19 protein-coding genes are annotated in these 16,841 nt (G+C 69.7%); 6 read left to right on the top strand and 13 right to left on the bottom strand.

Annotated features, from left to right (window positions below):
- Positions 1-20: 20 nt before the first annotated feature.
- Positions 21-380, bottom strand: a complete 360-nt coding sequence (locus AC5DRG_RS14825; protein ID WP_491810960.1) for an arsenate reductase family protein — start codon at positions 378-380, stop codon at positions 21-23.
- Positions 381-549: 169 nt separating this feature from the next.
- Here AC5DRG_RS14825 and AC5DRG_RS14820 point away from each other — a divergent pair, with 169 nt between their 5' ends.
- Positions 550-864: a hypothetical protein gene (locus AC5DRG_RS14820; RefSeq protein WP_491810959.1), complete on the top strand. Its 315-nt coding sequence runs from the start codon at positions 550-552 to the stop codon at positions 862-864.
- 162 nt (positions 865-1,026) lie between these two features.
- Here the strand turns inward: AC5DRG_RS14820 and AC5DRG_RS14815 are convergent, their stop codons facing one another.
- Positions 1,027-2,217, bottom strand: a complete 1,191-nt coding sequence (locus AC5DRG_RS14815; RefSeq protein WP_491810958.1) for a winged helix DNA-binding domain-containing protein — start codon at positions 2,215-2,217, stop codon at positions 1,027-1,029.
- A gap of 353 nt (positions 2,218-2,570) precedes the next feature.
- On the opposite strand from AC5DRG_RS14815, the gene AC5DRG_RS14810 reads away from it, so the two are divergent.
- Positions 2,571-3,911 (top strand): DUF2252 domain-containing protein, encoded by a 1,341-nt coding sequence (locus tag AC5DRG_RS14810; protein WP_491810957.1) that lies wholly within the window; start codon positions 2,571-2,573, stop codon positions 3,909-3,911.
- A 318-nt stretch (positions 3,912-4,229) separates the two neighbouring features.
- Entirely contained in the window at positions 4,230-4,523 is a 294-nt protein-coding gene (locus AC5DRG_RS14805) for a hypothetical protein (protein WP_491810956.1), read from the top strand.
- A gap of 22 nt (positions 4,524-4,545) precedes the next feature.
- Here AC5DRG_RS14805 and pspAB read toward each other — a convergent pair whose 3' ends face one another.
- From pspAB to glnA, 4 genes are all read right to left on the bottom strand, one after another.
- Positions 4,546-5,130, bottom strand: a complete 585-nt coding sequence (pspAB, locus tag AC5DRG_RS14800; protein ID WP_491810955.1) for a PspA-associated protein PspAB — start codon at positions 5,128-5,130, stop codon at positions 4,546-4,548.
- Between the two features lie 2 nt (positions 5,131-5,132).
- The gene (htpX, locus tag AC5DRG_RS14795) at positions 5,133-6,053 is read right to left on the bottom strand and encodes a zinc metalloprotease HtpX (protein ID WP_491810954.1); all 921 of its coding nucleotides are present in this window, start codon (positions 6,051-6,053) and stop codon (positions 5,133-5,135) included.
- A 117-nt stretch (positions 6,054-6,170) separates the two neighbouring features.
- Complete coding sequence (locus tag AC5DRG_RS14790; protein ID WP_491810953.1) at positions 6,171-6,428, bottom strand: SCO2583/SCO2584 N-terminal domain-containing protein; 258 nt, start codon at positions 6,426-6,428, stop codon at positions 6,171-6,173.
- 125 nt (positions 6,429-6,553) lie between these two features.
- Positions 6,554-7,963 (bottom strand): type I glutamate--ammonia ligase, encoded by a 1,410-nt coding sequence (gene glnA, locus AC5DRG_RS14785; protein ID WP_491810952.1) that lies wholly within the window; start codon positions 7,961-7,963, stop codon positions 6,554-6,556.
- 210 nt (positions 7,964-8,173) lie between these two features.
- On the opposite strand from glnA, the gene AC5DRG_RS14780 reads away from it, so the two are divergent.
- The 3 genes from AC5DRG_RS14780 to AC5DRG_RS14770 all read left to right on the top strand — a co-directional run bounded on the left by AC5DRG_RS14780 (position 8,174) and on the right by AC5DRG_RS14770 (position 11,239).
- Positions 8,174-8,641, top strand: a complete 468-nt coding sequence (locus AC5DRG_RS14780) for an RDD family protein (protein WP_491810951.1) — start codon at positions 8,174-8,176, stop codon at positions 8,639-8,641.
- 451 nt (positions 8,642-9,092) lie between these two features.
- Positions 9,093-10,154 (top strand): right-handed parallel beta-helix repeat-containing protein, encoded by a 1,062-nt coding sequence (locus AC5DRG_RS14775; RefSeq protein ID WP_491810950.1) that lies wholly within the window; start codon positions 9,093-9,095, stop codon positions 10,152-10,154.
- 50 nt (positions 10,155-10,204) lie between these two features.
- The gene (locus AC5DRG_RS14770; protein ID WP_491810949.1) at positions 10,205-11,239 is read left to right on the top strand and encodes a methyltransferase; all 1,035 of its coding nucleotides are present in this window, start codon (positions 10,205-10,207) and stop codon (positions 11,237-11,239) included.
- Positions 11,240-11,330: 91 nt separating this feature from the next.
- On the opposite strand, the gene AC5DRG_RS14765 is transcribed toward AC5DRG_RS14770, so the two are convergent.
- The 7 genes from AC5DRG_RS14765 to AC5DRG_RS14735 all read right to left on the bottom strand — a co-directional run bounded on the left by AC5DRG_RS14765 (position 11,331) and on the right by AC5DRG_RS14735 (position 16,630).
- Positions 11,331-11,663 carry a TcmI family type II polyketide cyclase gene (locus tag AC5DRG_RS14765; protein WP_491810948.1) on the bottom strand — a complete coding sequence of 111 codons (333 nt, stop codon included), beginning with the start codon at positions 11,661-11,663 and terminating at the stop codon, positions 11,331-11,333.
- A 24-nt stretch (positions 11,664-11,687) separates the two neighbouring features.
- Positions 11,688-12,167 (bottom strand): SRPBCC family protein, encoded by a 480-nt coding sequence (locus AC5DRG_RS14760; protein WP_491810947.1) that lies wholly within the window; start codon positions 12,165-12,167, stop codon positions 11,688-11,690.
- A gap of 1 nt (position 12,168) precedes the next feature.
- Positions 12,169-12,426 carry a phosphopantetheine-binding protein gene (locus tag AC5DRG_RS14755; RefSeq protein ID WP_491810946.1) on the bottom strand — a complete coding sequence of 86 codons (258 nt, stop codon included), beginning with the start codon at positions 12,424-12,426 and terminating at the stop codon, positions 12,169-12,171.
- A gap of 26 nt (positions 12,427-12,452) precedes the next feature.
- On the bottom strand, positions 12,453-13,703 hold the full coding sequence (locus AC5DRG_RS14750) for a beta-ketoacyl synthase N-terminal-like domain-containing protein (protein WP_491810945.1): 1,251 nt from the start codon (positions 13,701-13,703) through the stop codon (positions 12,453-12,455).
- Positions 13,700-14,968: a beta-ketoacyl-[acyl-carrier-protein] synthase family protein gene (locus tag AC5DRG_RS14745; RefSeq protein WP_491810944.1), complete on the bottom strand. Its 1,269-nt coding sequence runs from the start codon at positions 14,966-14,968 to the stop codon at positions 13,700-13,702. The genes AC5DRG_RS14750 and AC5DRG_RS14745 overlap by 4 nt, the downstream gene beginning before the upstream one ends.
- Positions 14,965-15,447, bottom strand: a complete 483-nt coding sequence (locus AC5DRG_RS14740; protein WP_491810943.1) for a cupin domain-containing protein — start codon at positions 15,445-15,447, stop codon at positions 14,965-14,967. Before AC5DRG_RS14740 ends, AC5DRG_RS14745 begins: the two co-directional genes overlap by 4 nt.
- Positions 15,448-15,514: 67 nt before the next feature.
- Complete coding sequence (locus tag AC5DRG_RS14735; protein WP_491810942.1) at positions 15,515-16,630, bottom strand: SchA/CurD-like domain-containing protein; 1,116 nt, start codon at positions 16,628-16,630, stop codon at positions 15,515-15,517.
- Between the last annotated feature and the right edge of the window lie 211 nt (positions 16,631-16,841).

The raw sequence follows: 16,841 nt of genomic DNA, 5'->3' as shown, positions 1-16,841 counted from the left end.
GTCCGGCGACAAACCGTTGACTAACGGGACAGGGCATCCCGCACGGCCTCGTCGGTGCGGGCCACGATCGCCGTGCCGTCGTCCGCCGTGATGATCGGGCGCTGGATCAGCTTCGGGTGCTCGGCCAGCGCCTTGACCCACCGGGCGCGCGAAGTGTCGTCCCGCGCCCACTCCTTGAGGCCCAGCTCCTTGGCGGCGGCTTCCTGGGTGCGGGTGATGTCCCACGGTTCCAGGCCGAGACGGTCGAGTACGTCCCTGATCTCGTCCTCGCTCGGTACGTCCTCCAAATAGCGGCGGACGGTGTAGTCGGCGCCCTCCGCGTCGAGCAGGGTGAGGGCGCTGCGGCACTTCGAGCAGGCCGGGTTGATCCAGATCTCCATGCCGCCCACGGTAGCTCCACGGCCCCGAAAACTCGTTTTCCACGTGCGTCCCAGTGACCCCGAAAGCCCTTGTGGCCAGGGGCTTTTGTCAGTGGTGGGCGCTAAACTAGAAGCAGTGTTCGAGGGTGTCGCCGGGGGGTCCGGACGGCGCCCTGACCGCGACAGGAGGATGCCTGTGCCCGCTGCCGCATTCAAGCCGTTGCCCACCCAGTCGACCGCCAATCGGCCCGTCCTGCTCGACCTGCCGTACACGCCCGTGGAGAAGCGGCCGCTGCCGCCGGGGCGTCCGCGCGAGTGGTACGTCACGCACAACCGTCGCCTCAAGGCCATGCGGTTGGCGATCGCCCTGCTCGACTCGGGCGTCTACATGCCGAACCAGGCGCGCAACGAGACGATTCGGAGTACCGCGGAACTTATCGGCGTCCATCCGCCGTCGGACACGACGTGCCACATGGTGCGGGCGCTGATGCGGTACGCGCGCTAGCTGTGGCGCCGGGTGCCCTTCGTTTTTTGGGCGCCCGGCGCTGGTGCTCGCGTCACTGGGGGCGGCGCCCCCAGACCCCCGCTTCGGCCCTGAACGGGCCTTGTCCTCAAACGCCGGACGGGCTGAAATGCCCTGACCGGCGTCGAGAGGCGCACCCCTACCTCACCGCACCAACTCCTTCTCCACCGGCGTCCGAAACCGTGGCGTCACCCGTGTCGCGCCCAGCCACCCCCGCAACCGCTCCGCCTCCACCCCGATCGCCGTCTCCGCCTCCCGGCCCACCCCGTCCGTGTCGAGGATGCGCCACACCACCTCGCCGTCCGCCCGCTGGGCCCAGCCGCCCACCACTCGGCCGTTCCACCACACGGTCGGCCCGATGTTGCCGCTGTAGTCGAACAGCGGGGGGCGCAGTTTCGGGGGCAGGTACCAGTCCCGTTGCTGCCAGCCCATCGCCGTCGGATCCAGGCCGGGCAACAGCGCGGCCCATGGCTCGGCGGGCCCCGCCACCGGGTCGACGTCGTCGGCGACGACGTACCCCGTGCCCTCGTCCAGGGACACAGCCCGCGCCCCGATGGCGGACAGCGCCCGGCGGACGTCCGTCACCCGCCAGCCGGTCCACCACTTCAGGTCGGCCTCGGTGGCCGGCCCGCATGTGGTGAGCCAGCGGCGCAGCAGGTCCGCCTGGGCCTCGGCCGCGTCCAGTTCGGGATGTTCGGGTGCCACCGCCCACCGGAACTGCGTGGAGGTCCACGAGCCGAGCGGTCGGCCCCGGACCACCTTTCCCTCCACGCCAAGTACCTTCAGCAGCCGCGTCGAGACGGTGTGGATCCCCTCGTAGCTCTTCCCGGCCGCGTACACGAACTGTTGCCGCAACCTCGGCTCGTCCTCGGCGAGTTCCGTCGCCGTCGCCTGCCCGCGCCGGGCCAGCGCGGCCAGTGCCGACTCCTCGACCTCCTTCAGCCAGGCCGCGTCCGGCGCGCCCGCCTTCGCCATGTCCTTGAGCAGCGAGGCCCGCTCGCGCGCGGCGACGGTGAGGCCCGTCGACGCGTGGACGACCGCGGTGAGGCCGGCCGGGAAAGCGAAGACCGTGTGCCGCATGCCGTGCATACGGACCAGGGTTCTGTCCTCGTACAGCGCCCGCTCGGTCTCCGGCACCGTCTTCGCCGGTTCCCTGAGCCGTGCGCCCAGCGCCAGGTACACCGTCGTGGGGTCGCTGCCGTGCAGGGCGACCAGGGAGTCGGCCACCTCCTCCGGACTCCCCGCCCGCGCCTCCCCGGCCAGCCGGTGCCGCAGCGCGAGCCGCGCCCGCCGCTCCGCCACCCCGATGAACCGCTCCCCGTCAGCCACACCCATGCCGGCCTCCACCCGTCACATCCGTGAGTGCATCCTTGCGGACGCCACTGACAATCGGACGCGACCGCCCACCGGACCCCGCCCTCACCGCGATGCCGTACCCGGCGTGCGCGCTGCCCCTGCCCGTCCTTCACCCGGCCTCCGACCGCCCACCGGACTGCGCCCTCACCGCGATGCCGTGCCCGGCGTGCGCACCACCCCCACCCGCCCTTCACCCGGCCCCCGACCGCCCACCGGACCCCGCCCTCACCCGGTTGCCGTCCCCGGCATGCGCACCACCCCGCATCCGCTCTTCAATGCGAACAAACACAGGAGGTGCGGACGACCGGAGGCGGCATGCAGAGGCGCGGCAGATGACCACCCCCGCCGACCGGGGCGAGCGCGGCAGGGCCGCCCGCAAACGTGTCTCCCGTTCCGCGCACGCCGCGTGGATCCCGCCCGTGGACCGGGCCGACCCCGTGGCCGTACTGGAGCGCCAGGGCCGGGACCGGCTGCCCGAGCTGTTGCCGATCCGGTACGGGCGGATGGCCGCCTCCCCCTTCGCCTTCCTGCGCGGGGCCGCCGCCGTGATGGCCGCCGACCTGGCCTCCGCGCCGCACACAGCGCTCACCGTCCAGCTCTGCGGCGACGCCCATCTCCTCAACTTCGGGCTGTACGCCTCCCCGGAACGCGCGCTCCTCTTCGATCTCAACGACTTCGACGAGACGTTCCCCGGACCCTTCGAGTGGGACGTCAAACGGCTCGCCGCGAGTGTCGCCGTGGCCGCCCGCGAGAACGGTCACAGTGCCGCCAAGGAGCGGCTGGCCGCAGTCGAAGCGGCCGCCGCCTATCGCGCGGCCGTCCGCCGACTGGCCAGGCTCGGCGAGCTCGCCGTCTGGTACGAGCGGATCGACGCCGACAGCCTGCTGCCGCTTGTCCGCTCGGCCCGCCGCCGGCGCCGTGTCGAGTCCAGCCTCACCCGCGCCCGCCGCCGCACCAGCCTCCAGGCCGTCGGCAAACTGACGGAGGTCGTCGACGGCCGGCGCCGCCTCATCCAGGACCCGCCGCTCCTCGAACCCGCCGGCATCTCCGACATGGCCGCCCTGCGCAAGATCTTCAGCGACTACCGCTCCACCCTCTCCGACGAACGCCGCCTGCTCCTGGACCGCTACCGCTTCGTCGACGCCGCCCGCAAGGTCGTCGGCGTCGGCAGCGTCGGCAGCCGCTGCTTCATCGTGCTGCTCGCCGGGCGCGACGCGGACGACCCGCTGTTCCTGCAGATCAAGGAGGCGCGGAAGTCCGTACTGGAAGAACATCTCCCCAGCGGGCCCTACGACCATCCGGGGCACCGTGTCGTCGCAGGTCAGCGTCTGCTCCAGACCGCCAGCGACATCTTCCTCGGGTGGATGACCGGGCCGCAGGGGCGCGCCTTCTACTGGCGCCAGCTGCGCGACATGAAGGGCTCCGCCGACGTCGCCGGCATGAGCCCGGACGAGCTGCTGAGCTACGCCCGGCTGTGCGGGACCGCGCTGGCCCGCGCCCACGCCCGCTCGGGCGACCGCGTCGCGATCGCCGCCTACCTGGGCAGCTCCGACACCTTCGACCAGGCCGTCGCCGATTTCGCGGTCCACTACGCCGACCAGACCGCCGCCGACCACGCCGTTCTCGGCGCCGCGGTCGCGGCGGGGGTGGTGACGGCGGCGCCCGGTGTCTGACGGAGGGAACTGCCATACAAGGTCCGGGTGTTGGCGCCCTGTAAGGGGCGCGGGGAGCTGCGCGACCAGCCCCAACTGGCCGCCGTACGAGGCGATTTGGGGGATCACCTTTTAAAGGAGATGCACACCGAGTAACCGATTCCCTACGCTGGACACGCGTTGCGGAGCCGCTGACCACCGCTTTCAGCAGGACCGGCATCACCTTGCTGACTCGGCGCTACTCTCAGACGCACCGACGGACGGTCGCCCACCCCCAGCGCCCCGTCGGGGACACATGAACACCGCTCAGCCACCACCCACGCCCAACGGAGGCCCGTCATGGGCACCATCGTCATATCCGGGGCGGCCGTCCTGGTCGTCCTGGGATTCGGAAACCACATCTACTGGCTCGCAGCCGCCGCCGTGCTCTTCCTGTACATGCAGTACGGGCGAAGCTCGTCCTCGCCCTCGTCGGGCGGCGGGTCGGGGTCGGGGTCGGGGTCCTCAGGGTCCATGCCCATGGACTACCGCTCGTACCGCGATCGCCGTGACATGCAGGCCAAGTGGGAGCGCCGCTACCGCCGCGAGCGCCCCTTCCAGTCCCGCCGTCAGGAGAACGAGAAGAGCAACTGAGACCTCTGGCGGTAGCCCCCGGTCACAGGCCGGGGGCGCCCCAGAGCGGGAACCAGCGGCTCAGGTCCTGCTCGATGCGCAGATCGTCGGCCAGGGCCGCCTTCACCTGCAGTTCCAGTGCGTTGTCGCGCCGCTGTCCCGTGCCGGGCAGCGGCGCGAACGGGTAGAAGGCACCGCGCTTGTAGAGGTATACGAGTGCGAGGGAACGCCCGTCCTCGTCCTTGAATCCGGCCAGCGAGCACAGCAGTTGTGGCCCGAAGCCGTTGACCTCCATCGAACTGTTCACCGCGTGCAGGTCGTTGACCAGCTGCGGCAGCTGGTCGGGGGAGCGGCTGGAGACCAGCCAGGAGTAGCCGTAGTCGTCCCGGGTCAGCTCCACCGGGGGCCCGCTGCGGTCGGCGTCCGCGTCCAGCAGGGCCTGGACCTCGCGGTGCGTCTGCTCGAAGGCGCCGCCCTCGACCGTGGCGAAGCACACCGCGCCGCTTCCGGTCGGCCTGAACCCGGCCGCCGCCTCCAGCGTCACCGACGCCGACGGCAACGCGAACAGCTGGTCGAGATCAGGCGCGACCGGCTTCGTACGGCCGAGGATGATGTCCAGCAGCCCCATGCTCAGCCCGCCTTCCCCGGCTTGGCCGCCTCACCCAACTCGGCGGAGATCCGCCCCAGTTGTTCGATCCGCTGGTCCAGGCTCGGGTGGGTCGAGAAGAACCGGGCGATGCCGGGCTCCCGGCCGAGCGCCGGGGTGAAGTAGAAGGCGTTGAAGGCCTGCGCCGTCCGCAGGTCCTTGGTGGGGATCTTGGCGATGTCGCCCGACACCTTGGTCAGCGCGGACGCCAGCGCCGAGGGCCGCCCGGTGAGCAGCGCCGCCGCCCGGTCCGCCGCCAGCTCCCGGTACCGGGACAGCGCCCTGATCAGCAGGAAACTGATCGCGTAGACAGCCGCCGAGACACCCATCACGGCCGCGAAGACCACGGCGGTGTTCTGGTCCCGGCGCCCGCCGCCGAACAGCTGCGAGTAGAAGGCGAACCGCACGACGAGCCCCGCGATCACCCCGAGGAACGACGCGATGGTGATCACGGCGACGTCCTTGTGGGCCACATGGGACAGCTCGTGCGCCAGCACACCCTCCAGCTCCGCCGGCTCCAGGCGTCGTAGCAGCCCGGTGGTCACGCAGACGACGGCGTGATCGGCGTTCCGCCCGGTCGCGAAGGCGTTCGGCATGTCCATATCGGACACGGCGACCACGGGCTTGGGCATGTCCGCCACGGCACACAGCCGGTCGATCACCCCGTGCAGCCCCGGATACTCCTCCCGCTCCACGACCCGCCCGCGCATCGCGAACAGCGCGACCCGGTCGGAGAACCAGTACTGCGCACCCAGGAACGCCGCCGCGACCACCACGACCAGCACCCAGGACTTCAGCAGCACGATCAGCGCGGCGACAAAGGCCACGTACAGCAATCCGAGCAGAAAAAGTGTGACCGTCATCCGCACGGTCAGGCGCCGGTCACTCCGGAATCGGCTCTGCATCTGCATCACCCCGCAGTCAGGCACTCGTCCCACTGCCCAGTGTGCACCCGCCGCCGCCCATGAAGCGGTCCCGATCGGCCCTAGGAGCAGCAAAAGGTCCCTGTGAATCCAGGGCTGCTAAAAGGGCGCCCGGAAGTTCGCGTACCCAAGGAGCACGATGATCGCGGCGACGCTCCCGAGCACGACGACCGTCGATATCCACGACGACCGACGCGGTGCGCTCGGTTCGGGGTCGGCGCGGAACGGCTGAGGCTCGGGCGGGTTCTCTTTCCAGCGGGCGGAGAGCATCCGGGCCCGGGCCGAGGGCTCCTTGTGTTCGGCCCCGTCCGCCCACCTGATGTCGAACTCCCGCTCCTCGTCGTCCCGTTCGGACATCCCCGTAACCCCCGTCAGCACTCTCGAACAGTCGTGCCCGACACCATACGACGGCGCCCCCGCCCTGAGAAACAGGAACGGGGGCGCCGTCGAAGGGCCTACGGGCCTACGGGCCTACGGGTCGATCACACGTCGTAGTACAGCTCAAACTCGTGCGGGTGCGGACGCAGCTGGAGCGGGGCGATCTCGTTGGTGCGCTTGTAGTCGATCCACGTCTCGATCAGGTCGGACGTGAAGACGTCGCCCGCGAGCAGGAACTCGTGGTCGGACTCGAGGCGGTCGAGGACGGCCGGGAGGGAGGTCGGGACCTGGGCGACGCCCGCATGCTCCTCGGGGGCCAGCTCGTAGAGGTCCTTGTCGATCGGCTCGGCCGGCTCGATCTTGTTCTTGATGCCGTCCAGGCCCGCGAGCAGCAGGGCGGAGAACGCCAGGTACGGGTTGCCGGAGGAGTCGGGCGCGCGGAACTCGACGCGCTTGGCCTTCGGGTTGGAGCCCGTGATCGGGATACGCATCGCGGCGGAGCGGTTGCGCTGCGAGTACACCAGGTTGACCGGCGCCTCGAAGCCCGGGACCAGGCGGTGGTAGGAGTTCACCGTCGGGTTGGTGAAGGCGAGCAGCGACGGGGCGTGCTTGAGGATGCCGCCGATGTAGTAGCGGGCGGTGTCCGACAGACCCGCGTAGCCGGCCTCGTCGTAGAAGAGCGGGGAGCCGCCCTGCCACAGCGACTGGTGGACGTGCATGCCCGAGCCGTTGTCACCGAAGATCGGCTTCGGCATGAAGGTCGCGGTCTTGCCGTTGCGCCAGGCGACGTTCTTCACGATGTACTTGAAGAGCTGGAGGTCGTCGGCCGCGGCGAGCAGCGTGTTGAACTTGTAGTTGATCTCGGCCTGGCCGGCGGTGCCCACCTCGTGGTGCTGACGCTCGACCTGGAGGCCGGACGCGGCCAGCTCCAGGGAGATCTCGGCACGCAGGTCGGCGAAGTGGTCGACCGGCGGGGTCGGGAAGTAGCCACCCTTGTAGCGGACCTTGTAACCGCGGTTGTCCTCCAGCGCACCGGTGTTCCAGGCGCCCGCCTCGGAGTCGATGTGGTAGAAGGCCTCGTTCGACTTGGTGTCGAAGCGCACGCTGTCGAACACGTAGAACTCGGCCTCGGGGCCGAAGTACGCGGTGTCGGCGATACCGGTGGAGGCGAGGTAGGCCTCGGCCTTCTTCGCCACGTTGCGCGGGTCACGGGAGTACTGCTCGCCCGTGATCGGGTCGTGGATGAAGAAGTTGATGTTGACCGTCTTGTCGCGGCGGAAGGGGTCCACGCGCGCGGTCGACAGGTCGGCGCGCAGCGCCATGTCGGACTCGTGGATGGCCTGGAAGCCGCGGATCGAGGAGCCGTCGAAGGCGAGTTCCTCGTCCGGGTCGAAGGCCGTCGCCGGCAGCGTGAAGTGCTGCATCACACCCGGCAGGTCGCAGAAGCGGACATCGACGAACTTGACGTCCTCGTCCGCGATGAACTTCTTGGCCTCGTCGGCGTTCTGGAACATCCAGCTCCTCCTACTCCCGGCCGTCCGTGCCGGGGTGGTAGTTCGTTCGTGCGGCCAGTGCGGTGGCACACGTTGACCACGACCATAGGGACGCGTGATTTCTCTGGCATGACCCATTTGTTTCGTGCAAGTTAACCGGGCCGGTCTCCACCCTAGCCCTGTCGCACCCCGCCGTCCCCCGGGCATATGAGGGCGCAGTACCGTGGACGGGTGGACAACAGGCAAGCAATCGGATCGTGGCTTTCCGGCCCGCGCGCGGCCGCCGAAGAGGCCGGTGCCGACTTCGGCTACCGCGGTGAGCAGCTCGGTCTGCCCGAGGAGGGGCCCGGCTCGATCGCCCGCCCCGGCCGCCGCCTCGGCGCCCTCGCCGTCGACTGGGCCCTGTGCCTGTTGATCGCATACGGGCTGATCACTGACGGCTACGACCAGGCGACCGGCAACTGGGCCCTGCTCGTCTTCTTCGTCCTGGGCGCCCTCACCGTCGGCACCGTCGGCTTCACCCCGGGTAAGCGCCTCTTCGGCCTCCGGGTCGTCGCCCTGGACACCGGCCGGGTGAACCCCCTGCGCGCCCTGCTGCGCACGACCCTCCTCTGCATCGCCGTCCCCGCCCTCATCTGGGACCGCGACGGGCGGGGCCTCCACGACCGGCTGGCGCGCACGGTCGAGGTGCGGATCTAGAAGAAGTCGTACGACGAAGGGGGGCGCCCGGAGCCATCTGGGCGCCCCCCTTGTGATGCTCCCTTGTGACGCCGGGCCGGCGCGCTCATGCCGTCCGGCGAGATGGAGCCCCGTGGCCGGCGGCTGGCGGCTGGCGGTGAGTGGAAGTACATCAGCGGGGTGCACGCCGACTTCTCCATCGCGGACGGCTGGTTCACCGTGGGGATGCGCGGGACCGGCAGCGACACCCTGCTCCTCTCCGACGTCTTCGTGCCCGAGCACCGGACCCTGGCTCGGTCGGCGGTCCATGCCGGCCGGGCACCCGCGTCGGACGCGCGCTGCCACATCGTCTCGATTTCCCCGGGTCTGCGACTTCACCGATTGACACTCCTGCGCGCCGAGAGGCGACGAGGGCTGCCCACCTGGGTGATCAGCGGTGGCGAGCCGGAACACCCGCTCATAGCTTCGGCATATGACCAAACGACAGATGGCTTACCTCGCATGCACCGCGGCTGTCGTGGCGTCGGGGCTAGGTGCCGCCCCGTCGGCCGCCAACCTGACGGTGCACCGGGTAAAACCCGGCGAATCAATCCAGAACGCTGTGAACTCTGCGAAACCGGGGGACATCATTGTCCTCTCCCCCGGCACCTACCACGAGAGCGTCCGCATCACTGTGTCGGACCTGACCCTGCAGGGCTCTGGCGGCCAATCCACCGTCATCGTGCCTGGCGTGGCCTCCGCCGACGGAACGTGCGCCAAGGCCGGCAACGGCATCTGCGTGACCGGGACGGACAGCAATCCCGTCGCACGCGTCACCGTACGCTCACTGACTCTCAGAGGCTTCGCCAAGAACGGCCTGTGGGCGTCGGGGACCGATCGGCTGACGGTCCAGGGAGTGACCTCCGAGAAGAACGGTCAGTGGGGCTTCGCCCAGGAGAGATCCGTCCGCGGGGTGTTCCGCCACAACGTCGCCGAGGACAACGGCGACGCCGGCCTGATCCTGTCCAACACGGTCGACACCGAGGAGGGGGCCCGGGACGCGGAGGGGACGGTGGTCAGTCACAACCGTCTGCTCGGCAACCGGGTCGGCGTCACGGTAAGGCGTATGCGAAACCTGACCGTCGATCACAACGAAGCAACCGGCAACTGCACCGCGGTGTTCGTCGTGGGTGACGAGAACAAGCCGCGCACCGGAGCGCTGAGCGTGCGCCGGAACTACGTCCACGACAACAACAAGAACTGTCCCAAGACCGCCCGTCTGCCCTTCCTGCAGGGCTCGGGGATTGTCCTCACCGGCACCGAGGACATGCTGGTGGCGGAGAACCGGGTCGAGGACAACGTGGGCACATCCCCTCTGTCGGGCGGCATCGTGCTGTTCAAGAGCTTCGTAGGTGCCCTCAACCAGCGCAATGAGATCCGCGACAACGTGGTGCTGCGCAACAGCCCGGCCGATCTGGCCAACCGGGACACCGGCGAGGGCAACACATTCCACGACAACACGTGCGCGGTCTCCGAGCCCGCCGGGATGTGCTGACCGGTCCGCGCCCCCCCACATCCAGCACGACAGCAGAAGCGAGGCAATGGATGACGACCGTTGATCCGGCTCCCCCGCCGCCCATGCGGCTGCGGGAGCTCGTTTTCGGGGCGGCATGTGCCGCCGCCGTACGCGCGGCCGCCCGCCTGGGTGTGCCGGACGCCCTGGAAGACACACCCATGACCGTGGAGGACCTGGCGGCGGCGGTGAAGTCCCAGCCGCGGACACTGCGGCGGCTGTTGCGCGCACTGTCCTGCCAGGGGGTCTTCACGGAGCACCCCGACGGCACCTTCGCGCATACGGAGATGTCCCGGCTCCTGCGCGAGGACGATCCGCACAGCCTGCGGTACATCGCACTCTGGTGCACCGAGCCGTGGACGTGGAACGTGTGGCCGAAGCTCGACGAGGCGGTGCGCTCCGGCCGCAACGTCTTCGAGGATGTGTACGAGAGGGAGTTCTTCGCGTATCTCAACGAAGAGGCCCCCGAGTCCGCGTACGTGTTCAACCGGGCCATGACGACGTCCAGCGAGCAGTCGGCGCGGGACATCGCGAACCTTCTCGATCTGCGAGAGGTGTCCTCGGTGGCGGACATCGGGGGCGGTCAAGGGCAGGTCGTGGCCAGTCTGCTGGAGAAACACCCCGGGATGCACGGCACACTGCTCGACCTGCCGGGGGTGGTGGACAACGCCGATCCGCGCCTGCGAGACGGAGGCGCGCTGGCCGCGCGGGTCCGTATCGTGGCCGGAGACTGCCGCGAGGACATCCCCGTTCAGGCGGACGTGTACATCATCAAGAACATCCTGGAGTGGGACGACGACAGCACCCGTAGGGCGCTGGCGAACGTCCGGAAGGCGGCGCGGCCCGGTGGCGGTGCCAGAGTCATCGTCATCGAGAACCTCGTGGACGACACCCCGTCGATGAGGTTCACGACGGCCATGGACCTGCTGCTGCTCCTCAATGTCGGCGGCGCGAAGCACACCCGGCAGAGCATGGTCGAGCGACTGACGGACGCGGGTCTGGTCATCGGCGAGATCCGCCCGGTCAACGCGTATCTCCACGCCTTCGAGTGCACCATCCCCGACTGACATCTCTCCCCGGCCGACCCGGAGAAACCCGAGGCCGCCCGCTCCGCGACAGACGCGGAGCGGGCGGCCTCGGGTTTCTCCGGGCGCTCGCTCAGGAGCCGGCGTCCCGCTCCCAGCGGTAGAAGCAGTGCGCCATGGCGTCCTTGGGGCTGCGCCACGTCTGGGGGTCGTACGCGCTGACGTACGCCGACAGTTTCTCGCTGACGCTCCGGAACTCGGGGTGCCCGGCCACCTTCGCGATGGCGGGCGCCGGGTCCTGTTCGGCTTCGATGAGGTGCAGGTACACGTCGCCGAACTGGAAGAGGCTGCGCCGGGTGACGCCGACCAGGTGCGGGAGTTCACCCCGATCGGAGGCGGCGAACACGTCGGCGATGGCCGACGCCGAATTGGGCGCCATGCGGGCGACGAGCAGGGCGTGGTGCATCGAGTGTCCTTCCTGAGCCGGCGATCAGCCGGGCATGACGGGCGCGTTCCGGCGGTCGCGGGCGACCTGCTCGATCCGGTCCCGGATGAGGGCCATCTGCGTGCGGGAGTTGCGGTTGATGTTGTCCGTCATCCAGGCGTCGTCGACCGGAGCGTCGGGCTTCATCGCGAAGTCCTGCACCCAGCGCATGTGGATGCCGCCCGGCATCTCCGTGTACTCCCACAGGATGTTCATGTGCGCGAAGGGTCCCGTCTCGACGCGGCGGGCCCGGACGGTCCGCTGGCCGCGGTCCACGATCCGTTCCGAGACCCAGCTCCAGACCTTCCCGGACTCGTCCGGGTGCATGGTCAGGCGGAAGGTCGTCGTGTCCCCGTCGCGGGAGAGCACCTCGACGGACGCGTACTCGCTGAAGAGCTGCGGCCAGTGCTCGATGTCGTTGGTCATGTCCCAGACGAGGTCGAGAGGGGCGTCGATGGTGATGCTGTTCTCGGTGTGTCCTGCCACTTCAGGCTCCAGCCTTGAGGGTGCTGTTGACGAGGTCGAGGAACTCACGGGGCGTCTTGCAGCGCTCCGCGTCGGGGGGAAGCGGTCGGCTGTACCGGTTCTCCAACTCGCCGACGATGCCGAGCAGGCCGAGCGAGTCGAGGCCGAGGGAGCCGAAGGGGGTATCCGCCGCCTGCTCGAGCGCATGGGGGTCGACGGTGACTCCGGCCTTCTTCATCAGCGTGGCCAGTTCGTCGAAGGTCACTTCGGTGGTGATCATGCGTGTGTTCTCCTTCCCGCCCGGTCCTACCGGGCGGAGTCGCCGCCGCGGCGCACTACCAGCGCCGCGTTGGAGCCCATGAGTCCCCTGCCGAGGACCAGGGCCGTGCGCAGCTCGGCGGGGCGAGCGCGAGACATCACCAGGTCGAGGTCGTGGCAGATGTCGAACACGTTGGGGGTGGGGGGTACCTGGCCGTGTTCCATGGCGAGCACCGCGGCCGCGGTGTCCAGCACGGGCGCCGCGCAGTAGGCCCGGCCCATTCCGGATTTGGGTGCCGTGACGGGTACGCGGGTACCGTGCGCTCCCAGGGCGTCGGCGATGGCCAGCGCTTCGGCGCGGTCCGCCTCCGGTACGCCCAGGGCGTCGGCGAACACGACGTCGATCTCCTCCGGGGCGCAGTCGGCCTCGTCGAGGGCGCCACGGATCGCGTGGGCGAGCCCCTCCCTGGACCGCTCCCAGCGGGAGGCGCCGGTGAACGTGGCGGCATGTCCGGCCACGATGGCCCGGATGGCCGTTCCGCGGTCGCGGGCGCGGGTCTCGTCCTCCAGAAGGAGCATGGCGCCGCCCTCCGCGGGCACGAAGCCGCAGGCTCCCGCGGTGAAGGGGCGGTAGGCGCGGTCGGGGTCGTCGACGGTGCTGAGCTCGGGGTATCCGAGCTGGCAGACCATCGAGTAGGGGGCGAGGGGCGCCTCCGTGGCACCGACGACGACCGCGCCGGCGTCGCCGCGCTGTACAGCTCGGGCGGCGTGCGCGATGGCGTCCAGGCCGCCCGCCTCGTCGCTCGCGACCACTCCGCACGGTCCCTTGAAGCCGCTCCGGATGGAGATCTGGCCGGTGCTGGCGGCATAGAACCAGGCGATGGACTGGTACGGGCCGACGAACCGGGATCCCTGGCCCCACAGCTTCTGAAGTTCCCGCTGCCCGAACTCGCCGCCTCCGGACCCGGCAGCGGTGACCACGCCGATCGAGTGCGGCTCCGCGGGGTCACCGCTGCCGAGGCCGGCGTCGTCGAGGGCGAGTGCGGCCGCGGCCATGGCGAAGTGGCTGAACCGGTCGGTCTGGGCCAGGAAACGCTCCTCGATGAGTGCCGAGGCGTCGAAGGCCCGGACCTCGCCCGCGACGCGGAGCGGCAGGTGCTCGCACCCCTCGCGGGTGATCCGGTCCAGCACGCCGAGGCCTTCCCTGACGGACTTCCAGTACGCGTCGACACGTACTGCGTTGGGCGCGATCACACCGATCCCGGTGACGGCCGCGCGCCGGGGGCGCTGAGTGCTCATCGTGTCCTCCCACCCGGCCCGGTCAGGAGCACCGCGGACTGGAAGCCGCCGAATCCACTGCCGACGGAGAGCACGTTCTTCAGCTTCCGCGGGCGTGCGGTGCGCGGCACGTAGTCCAGATCGCACTCGGGGTCGGGGGTCTCGTAGTTCGCCGTCGGCGGCACCACCTGGTGCTTCAGGGCAAGGACGCAGGCAACCACCTCGATCGCGCCGATCGCGCCGAGTGAATGCCCCACCATGGATTTGATGGAGCTCATGGGCGTGTCGTAGGCGTGGGGGCCCAGGGACCGCTTCACCGCGGCGGTCTCGTGCCGGTCGTTCTGTCTGGTCCCCGAGCCGTGCGCGTTGACGTAGTCGATCTGCGAGGCGTCGAGGCGGGCATGATCGAGCGTGGTGTCGATTGCCCGGGCCATCTCCAGCCCCTCGCTGGTCAGACCGGTCATGTGGTAGGCGTTGCCGTAGGTGGCGTAGCCGCTGATCTCGCAGTACACGTGCGCGCCGCGGGCACGGGCGTGCTCGTATTCCTCCAGGACGAGCACGGCAGCGCCTTCGCCCATCACGAAGCCGTTGCGGTGGGCGTCGAAGGGCCGGGAGGCGTGTTCGGGGTCGTCGTTCGTGGGTGACGTCGCCTTGATGGCGTCGAAGCAGGCCATGGTGATCGGTGATATCGGCGAGTCCGAGGCCCCGGCGATGCAGACGTCGGCCCGGCCCTCCTGGATGGTGTGGAAGGCGTAGCCGACCGCGTCGAGTCCGGAAGTGCAGCCGGTGGAGACGGTCTGCACCGGGCCGTGGGAACCGAACTGCTCGGCGACGACCGAGGCGAGCGTGCTGGGCGAGAACGCCATGTGCAGTTTCGGGTCGGCCGCGCGGTGGTCCACGTCCCACCGCCGCCCTCCCTCGCTGACCAGGACGTAGTCGTGTTCCAGACGGGTGGTGCCGCCGACGGCGCTGCCCAGGGAGACTCCGATGCGCCAGGGGTCTTCCCTGCCGGTGTCGAGTCCGGAGTCGCGTACGGCTTCTCCGGCGGCGACCACGGCGAACTGGATGTACCGGTCGGCGTGTTCGATCAGCTCCGGGTCCAGGCCGTGCGCGAGCGGGTCGAAGTCGCATTCGGCGGCTATGCGCGAGCGCAGGCCCGCCGGATCGAACAGCGTGATGCCGCGGGTAGCGGTACGGCCGCCTGCGAGGAGGTCCCAGAACGCTGTCGCCCCGATACCGCCCGGAGCGACCACACCGATACCGGTGACAGCCACCCGCCGGGTCACTTTATGGCCCCACTTCGCTCGGACGGCTGTCCGTGGTCCGGCGCAGACGGGGCCGGCCCGGCGGCGGCGCACTCGGGGCTGTGTACGGTGCCGTCGGTCACCTCCGTGTCCACGTGGCCGAGGCTCGGATGTGGGGCGAGCGGGCCCAGGTGGAAGACCATGCGGGCTTCCACGTCGCCGACGTTGCGGAAACGGTGCCGCATGTTGATCGGGATCAACAGGCCCTGATCGGGCTGGAGCGCGTACGTGTCGCCGTCCAGGTCCACCGCGAGCGCGCCTGTGACGACGTAGACGAACTCCTCGGAGTACGGGTGGTAGTGCTCGCCGATGCGCTCGCCGGGCTGAACGATGGCGAGGCCCATGAAGCCGCTGGTCGAACCCACCGTGGCGGGTGTGAGCATGGCCCGCAGGTCACCTCCGCGCCTGCGGTTGGGTTCCGTCTCGCTCAGGTCCACGATGCGTGGACGTTGTTTGATCATGGTTGATACCTCCGGGTGTGGCAGTGACGGCCGGGGGAACGGCCGCGGACTCCGCCGCGGTTGTCCGTCAGGAATCCGCCGAGCTGCGGTCGGTGATGGGCATCATGTCGGCGTGCGTCAGGAGCCGGTTGATGTTGCGGTCCGTCTTCAGGGAGCCCTCGACCCCGATCGCGGCACCATCGAGGAGGTGCTCGAGCTCCGCGCCGTTCTTGAGGCCGAGGGAGGCGACGGGGTCGGTGTCGAGTTCGCCCGTGATGTCGATGAGGCGCACCACGATGTCGTCGCGCTGGAAGACGGTGCTGCCGTACACCGGGCTGTTCGGGTCGTCCGCCGCGGCCTCGTCCTGTTGGGCGAGCAACCGGGCCATCTCCATCCCGCGGCCTGCCTTGGCCGGGTAGTACAGCGCGTGACGCCGCAGGTGACCGGGTTCCGGCCGACCGGACACCACATGGTGCACGGCCGGGAGCGCGGCCCGGGTGAAGAAGACCCGCGCCGAATCGGGGTCGGTCAGGTCCCGGTCCTGTTCCAGATACGGGTTGATGGCCTCCTCGACCGCCCGCACCTCGGGCTGGCGTGCGATGTGGCGCAGTGCCGCGAGGAGATCGCCCTGTACTTCCACGGCCCGCACGACGCGGTTGCCGTGCATGAAGAGCGAGGTGCGGCGCAGCCGCGTGGTGTCGTCGACCTGGGCCTGCGGGGACTTGTACCCGGCCAGGAGCTCCGCGACCTTCGATTCGGAGCCCGGTTTGACGGTGAAGGTGAGGGCGTGGCGTGCGACACCGTCGCCCACGCGGGCCGCCACCTGCATGTCCGCTTTCGCCGACTCCGGCGTGAGCGGCTGAGCAGGGCTCGTCTCGCGGAGGATGCTGTAGCGCATCGACCGGGTGTCCCGGACGCAGCTGTGCATCGGCTTGACGGTTTCCACGTGCTCTTCGCTGTTCACCCACGCGAGGAAGGGCGGGGCGCTCTCCCATTCACTGGTGATGAGCCACTGCGAGGGGTTCTCGATCGACTGGCAGAGCTGGTCACTGAGGTGACCGGGGACGGACGCGACCTGCTTGCGCATGTGCTCGTATGCGTCGAGGAATTGCTGTTGGGCCCCTTCGTACAGATCGAGCAGCAGGATCACCCGCAGCCTGGAGCCGTCGAACACCGACTGCGATATACGTCCCGAGATGGTCATCCGGCGCACCTCTCCTCTTCTTCACGGAAGGTCTGGAACGACCGCCGTGTCCGAAAGGCCGGGGTCGCCATGAGCCGATCGTGAACGGCAGCCCCGGTGTGCGCGAGCCCCGCAGGGCGGACGAGTGAACCGCGTGCCATCCGGGTGCCCCGAGTGCACGGAACGGTCCGTACGGGGGATGGGATCTGCATCCCATCCCCCGACTCGCGTC

It is taken from the genome of Streptomyces sp. JLBG701, from assembly GCF_058544905.1.
Note: the sequence above shows the minus strand (reverse complement) of the source record. Positions and strands in the feature narration are given on the sequence as shown.

Bases quoted from the DNA above. Each gene is read 5' to 3' on its own strand.
- AC5DRG_RS14825 (WP_491810960.1), bottom strand. From the start codon at position 380: ATGGAGATCTGGATCAACCCGGCCTGCTCGAAGTGCCGCAGCGCCCTC.
- AC5DRG_RS14820 (WP_491810959.1), top strand. From the start codon at position 550: ATGCCTGTGCCCGCTGCCGCATTCAAGCCGTTGCCCACCCAGTCGACC.
- AC5DRG_RS14815 (WP_491810958.1), bottom strand. From the start codon at position 2,217: ATGGGTGTGGCTGACGGGGAGCGGTTCATCGGGGTGGCGGAGCGGCGG.
- AC5DRG_RS14810 (WP_491810957.1), top strand. From the start codon at position 2,571: ATGACCACCCCCGCCGACCGGGGCGAGCGCGGCAGGGCCGCCCGCAAA.
- AC5DRG_RS14805 (WP_491810956.1), top strand. From the start codon at position 4,230: ATGGGCACCATCGTCATATCCGGGGCGGCCGTCCTGGTCGTCCTGGGA.
- pspAB (WP_491810955.1), bottom strand. From the start codon at position 5,130: ATGGGGCTGCTGGACATCATCCTCGGCCGTACGAAGCCGGTCGCGCCT.
- htpX (WP_491810954.1), bottom strand. From the start codon at position 6,053: ATGCAGAGCCGATTCCGGAGTGACCGGCGCCTGACCGTGCGGATGACG.
- AC5DRG_RS14790 (WP_491810953.1), bottom strand. From the start codon at position 6,428: ATGTCCGAACGGGACGACGAGGAGCGGGAGTTCGACATCAGGTGGGCG.
- glnA (WP_491810952.1), bottom strand. From the start codon at position 7,963: ATGTTCCAGAACGCCGACGAGGCCAAGAAGTTCATCGCGGACGAGGAC.
- AC5DRG_RS14775 (WP_491810950.1), top strand. From the start codon at position 9,093: ATGACCAAACGACAGATGGCTTACCTCGCATGCACCGCGGCTGTCGTG.
- AC5DRG_RS14770 (WP_491810949.1), top strand. From the start codon at position 10,205: ATGACGACCGTTGATCCGGCTCCCCCGCCGCCCATGCGGCTGCGGGAG.
- AC5DRG_RS14765 (WP_491810948.1), bottom strand. From the start codon at position 11,663: ATGCACCACGCCCTGCTCGTCGCCCGCATGGCGCCCAATTCGGCGTCG.
- AC5DRG_RS14755 (WP_491810946.1), bottom strand. From the start codon at position 12,426: ATGATCACCACCGAAGTGACCTTCGACGAACTGGCCACGCTGATGAAG.
- AC5DRG_RS14750 (WP_491810945.1), bottom strand. From the start codon at position 13,703: ATGAGCACTCAGCGCCCCCGGCGCGCGGCCGTCACCGGGATCGGTGTG.
- AC5DRG_RS14740 (WP_491810943.1), bottom strand. From the start codon at position 15,447: ATGATCAAACAACGTCCACGCATCGTGGACCTGAGCGAGACGGAACCC.
- AC5DRG_RS14735 (WP_491810942.1), bottom strand. From the start codon at position 16,630: ATGACCATCTCGGGACGTATATCGCAGTCGGTGTTCGACGGCTCCAGG.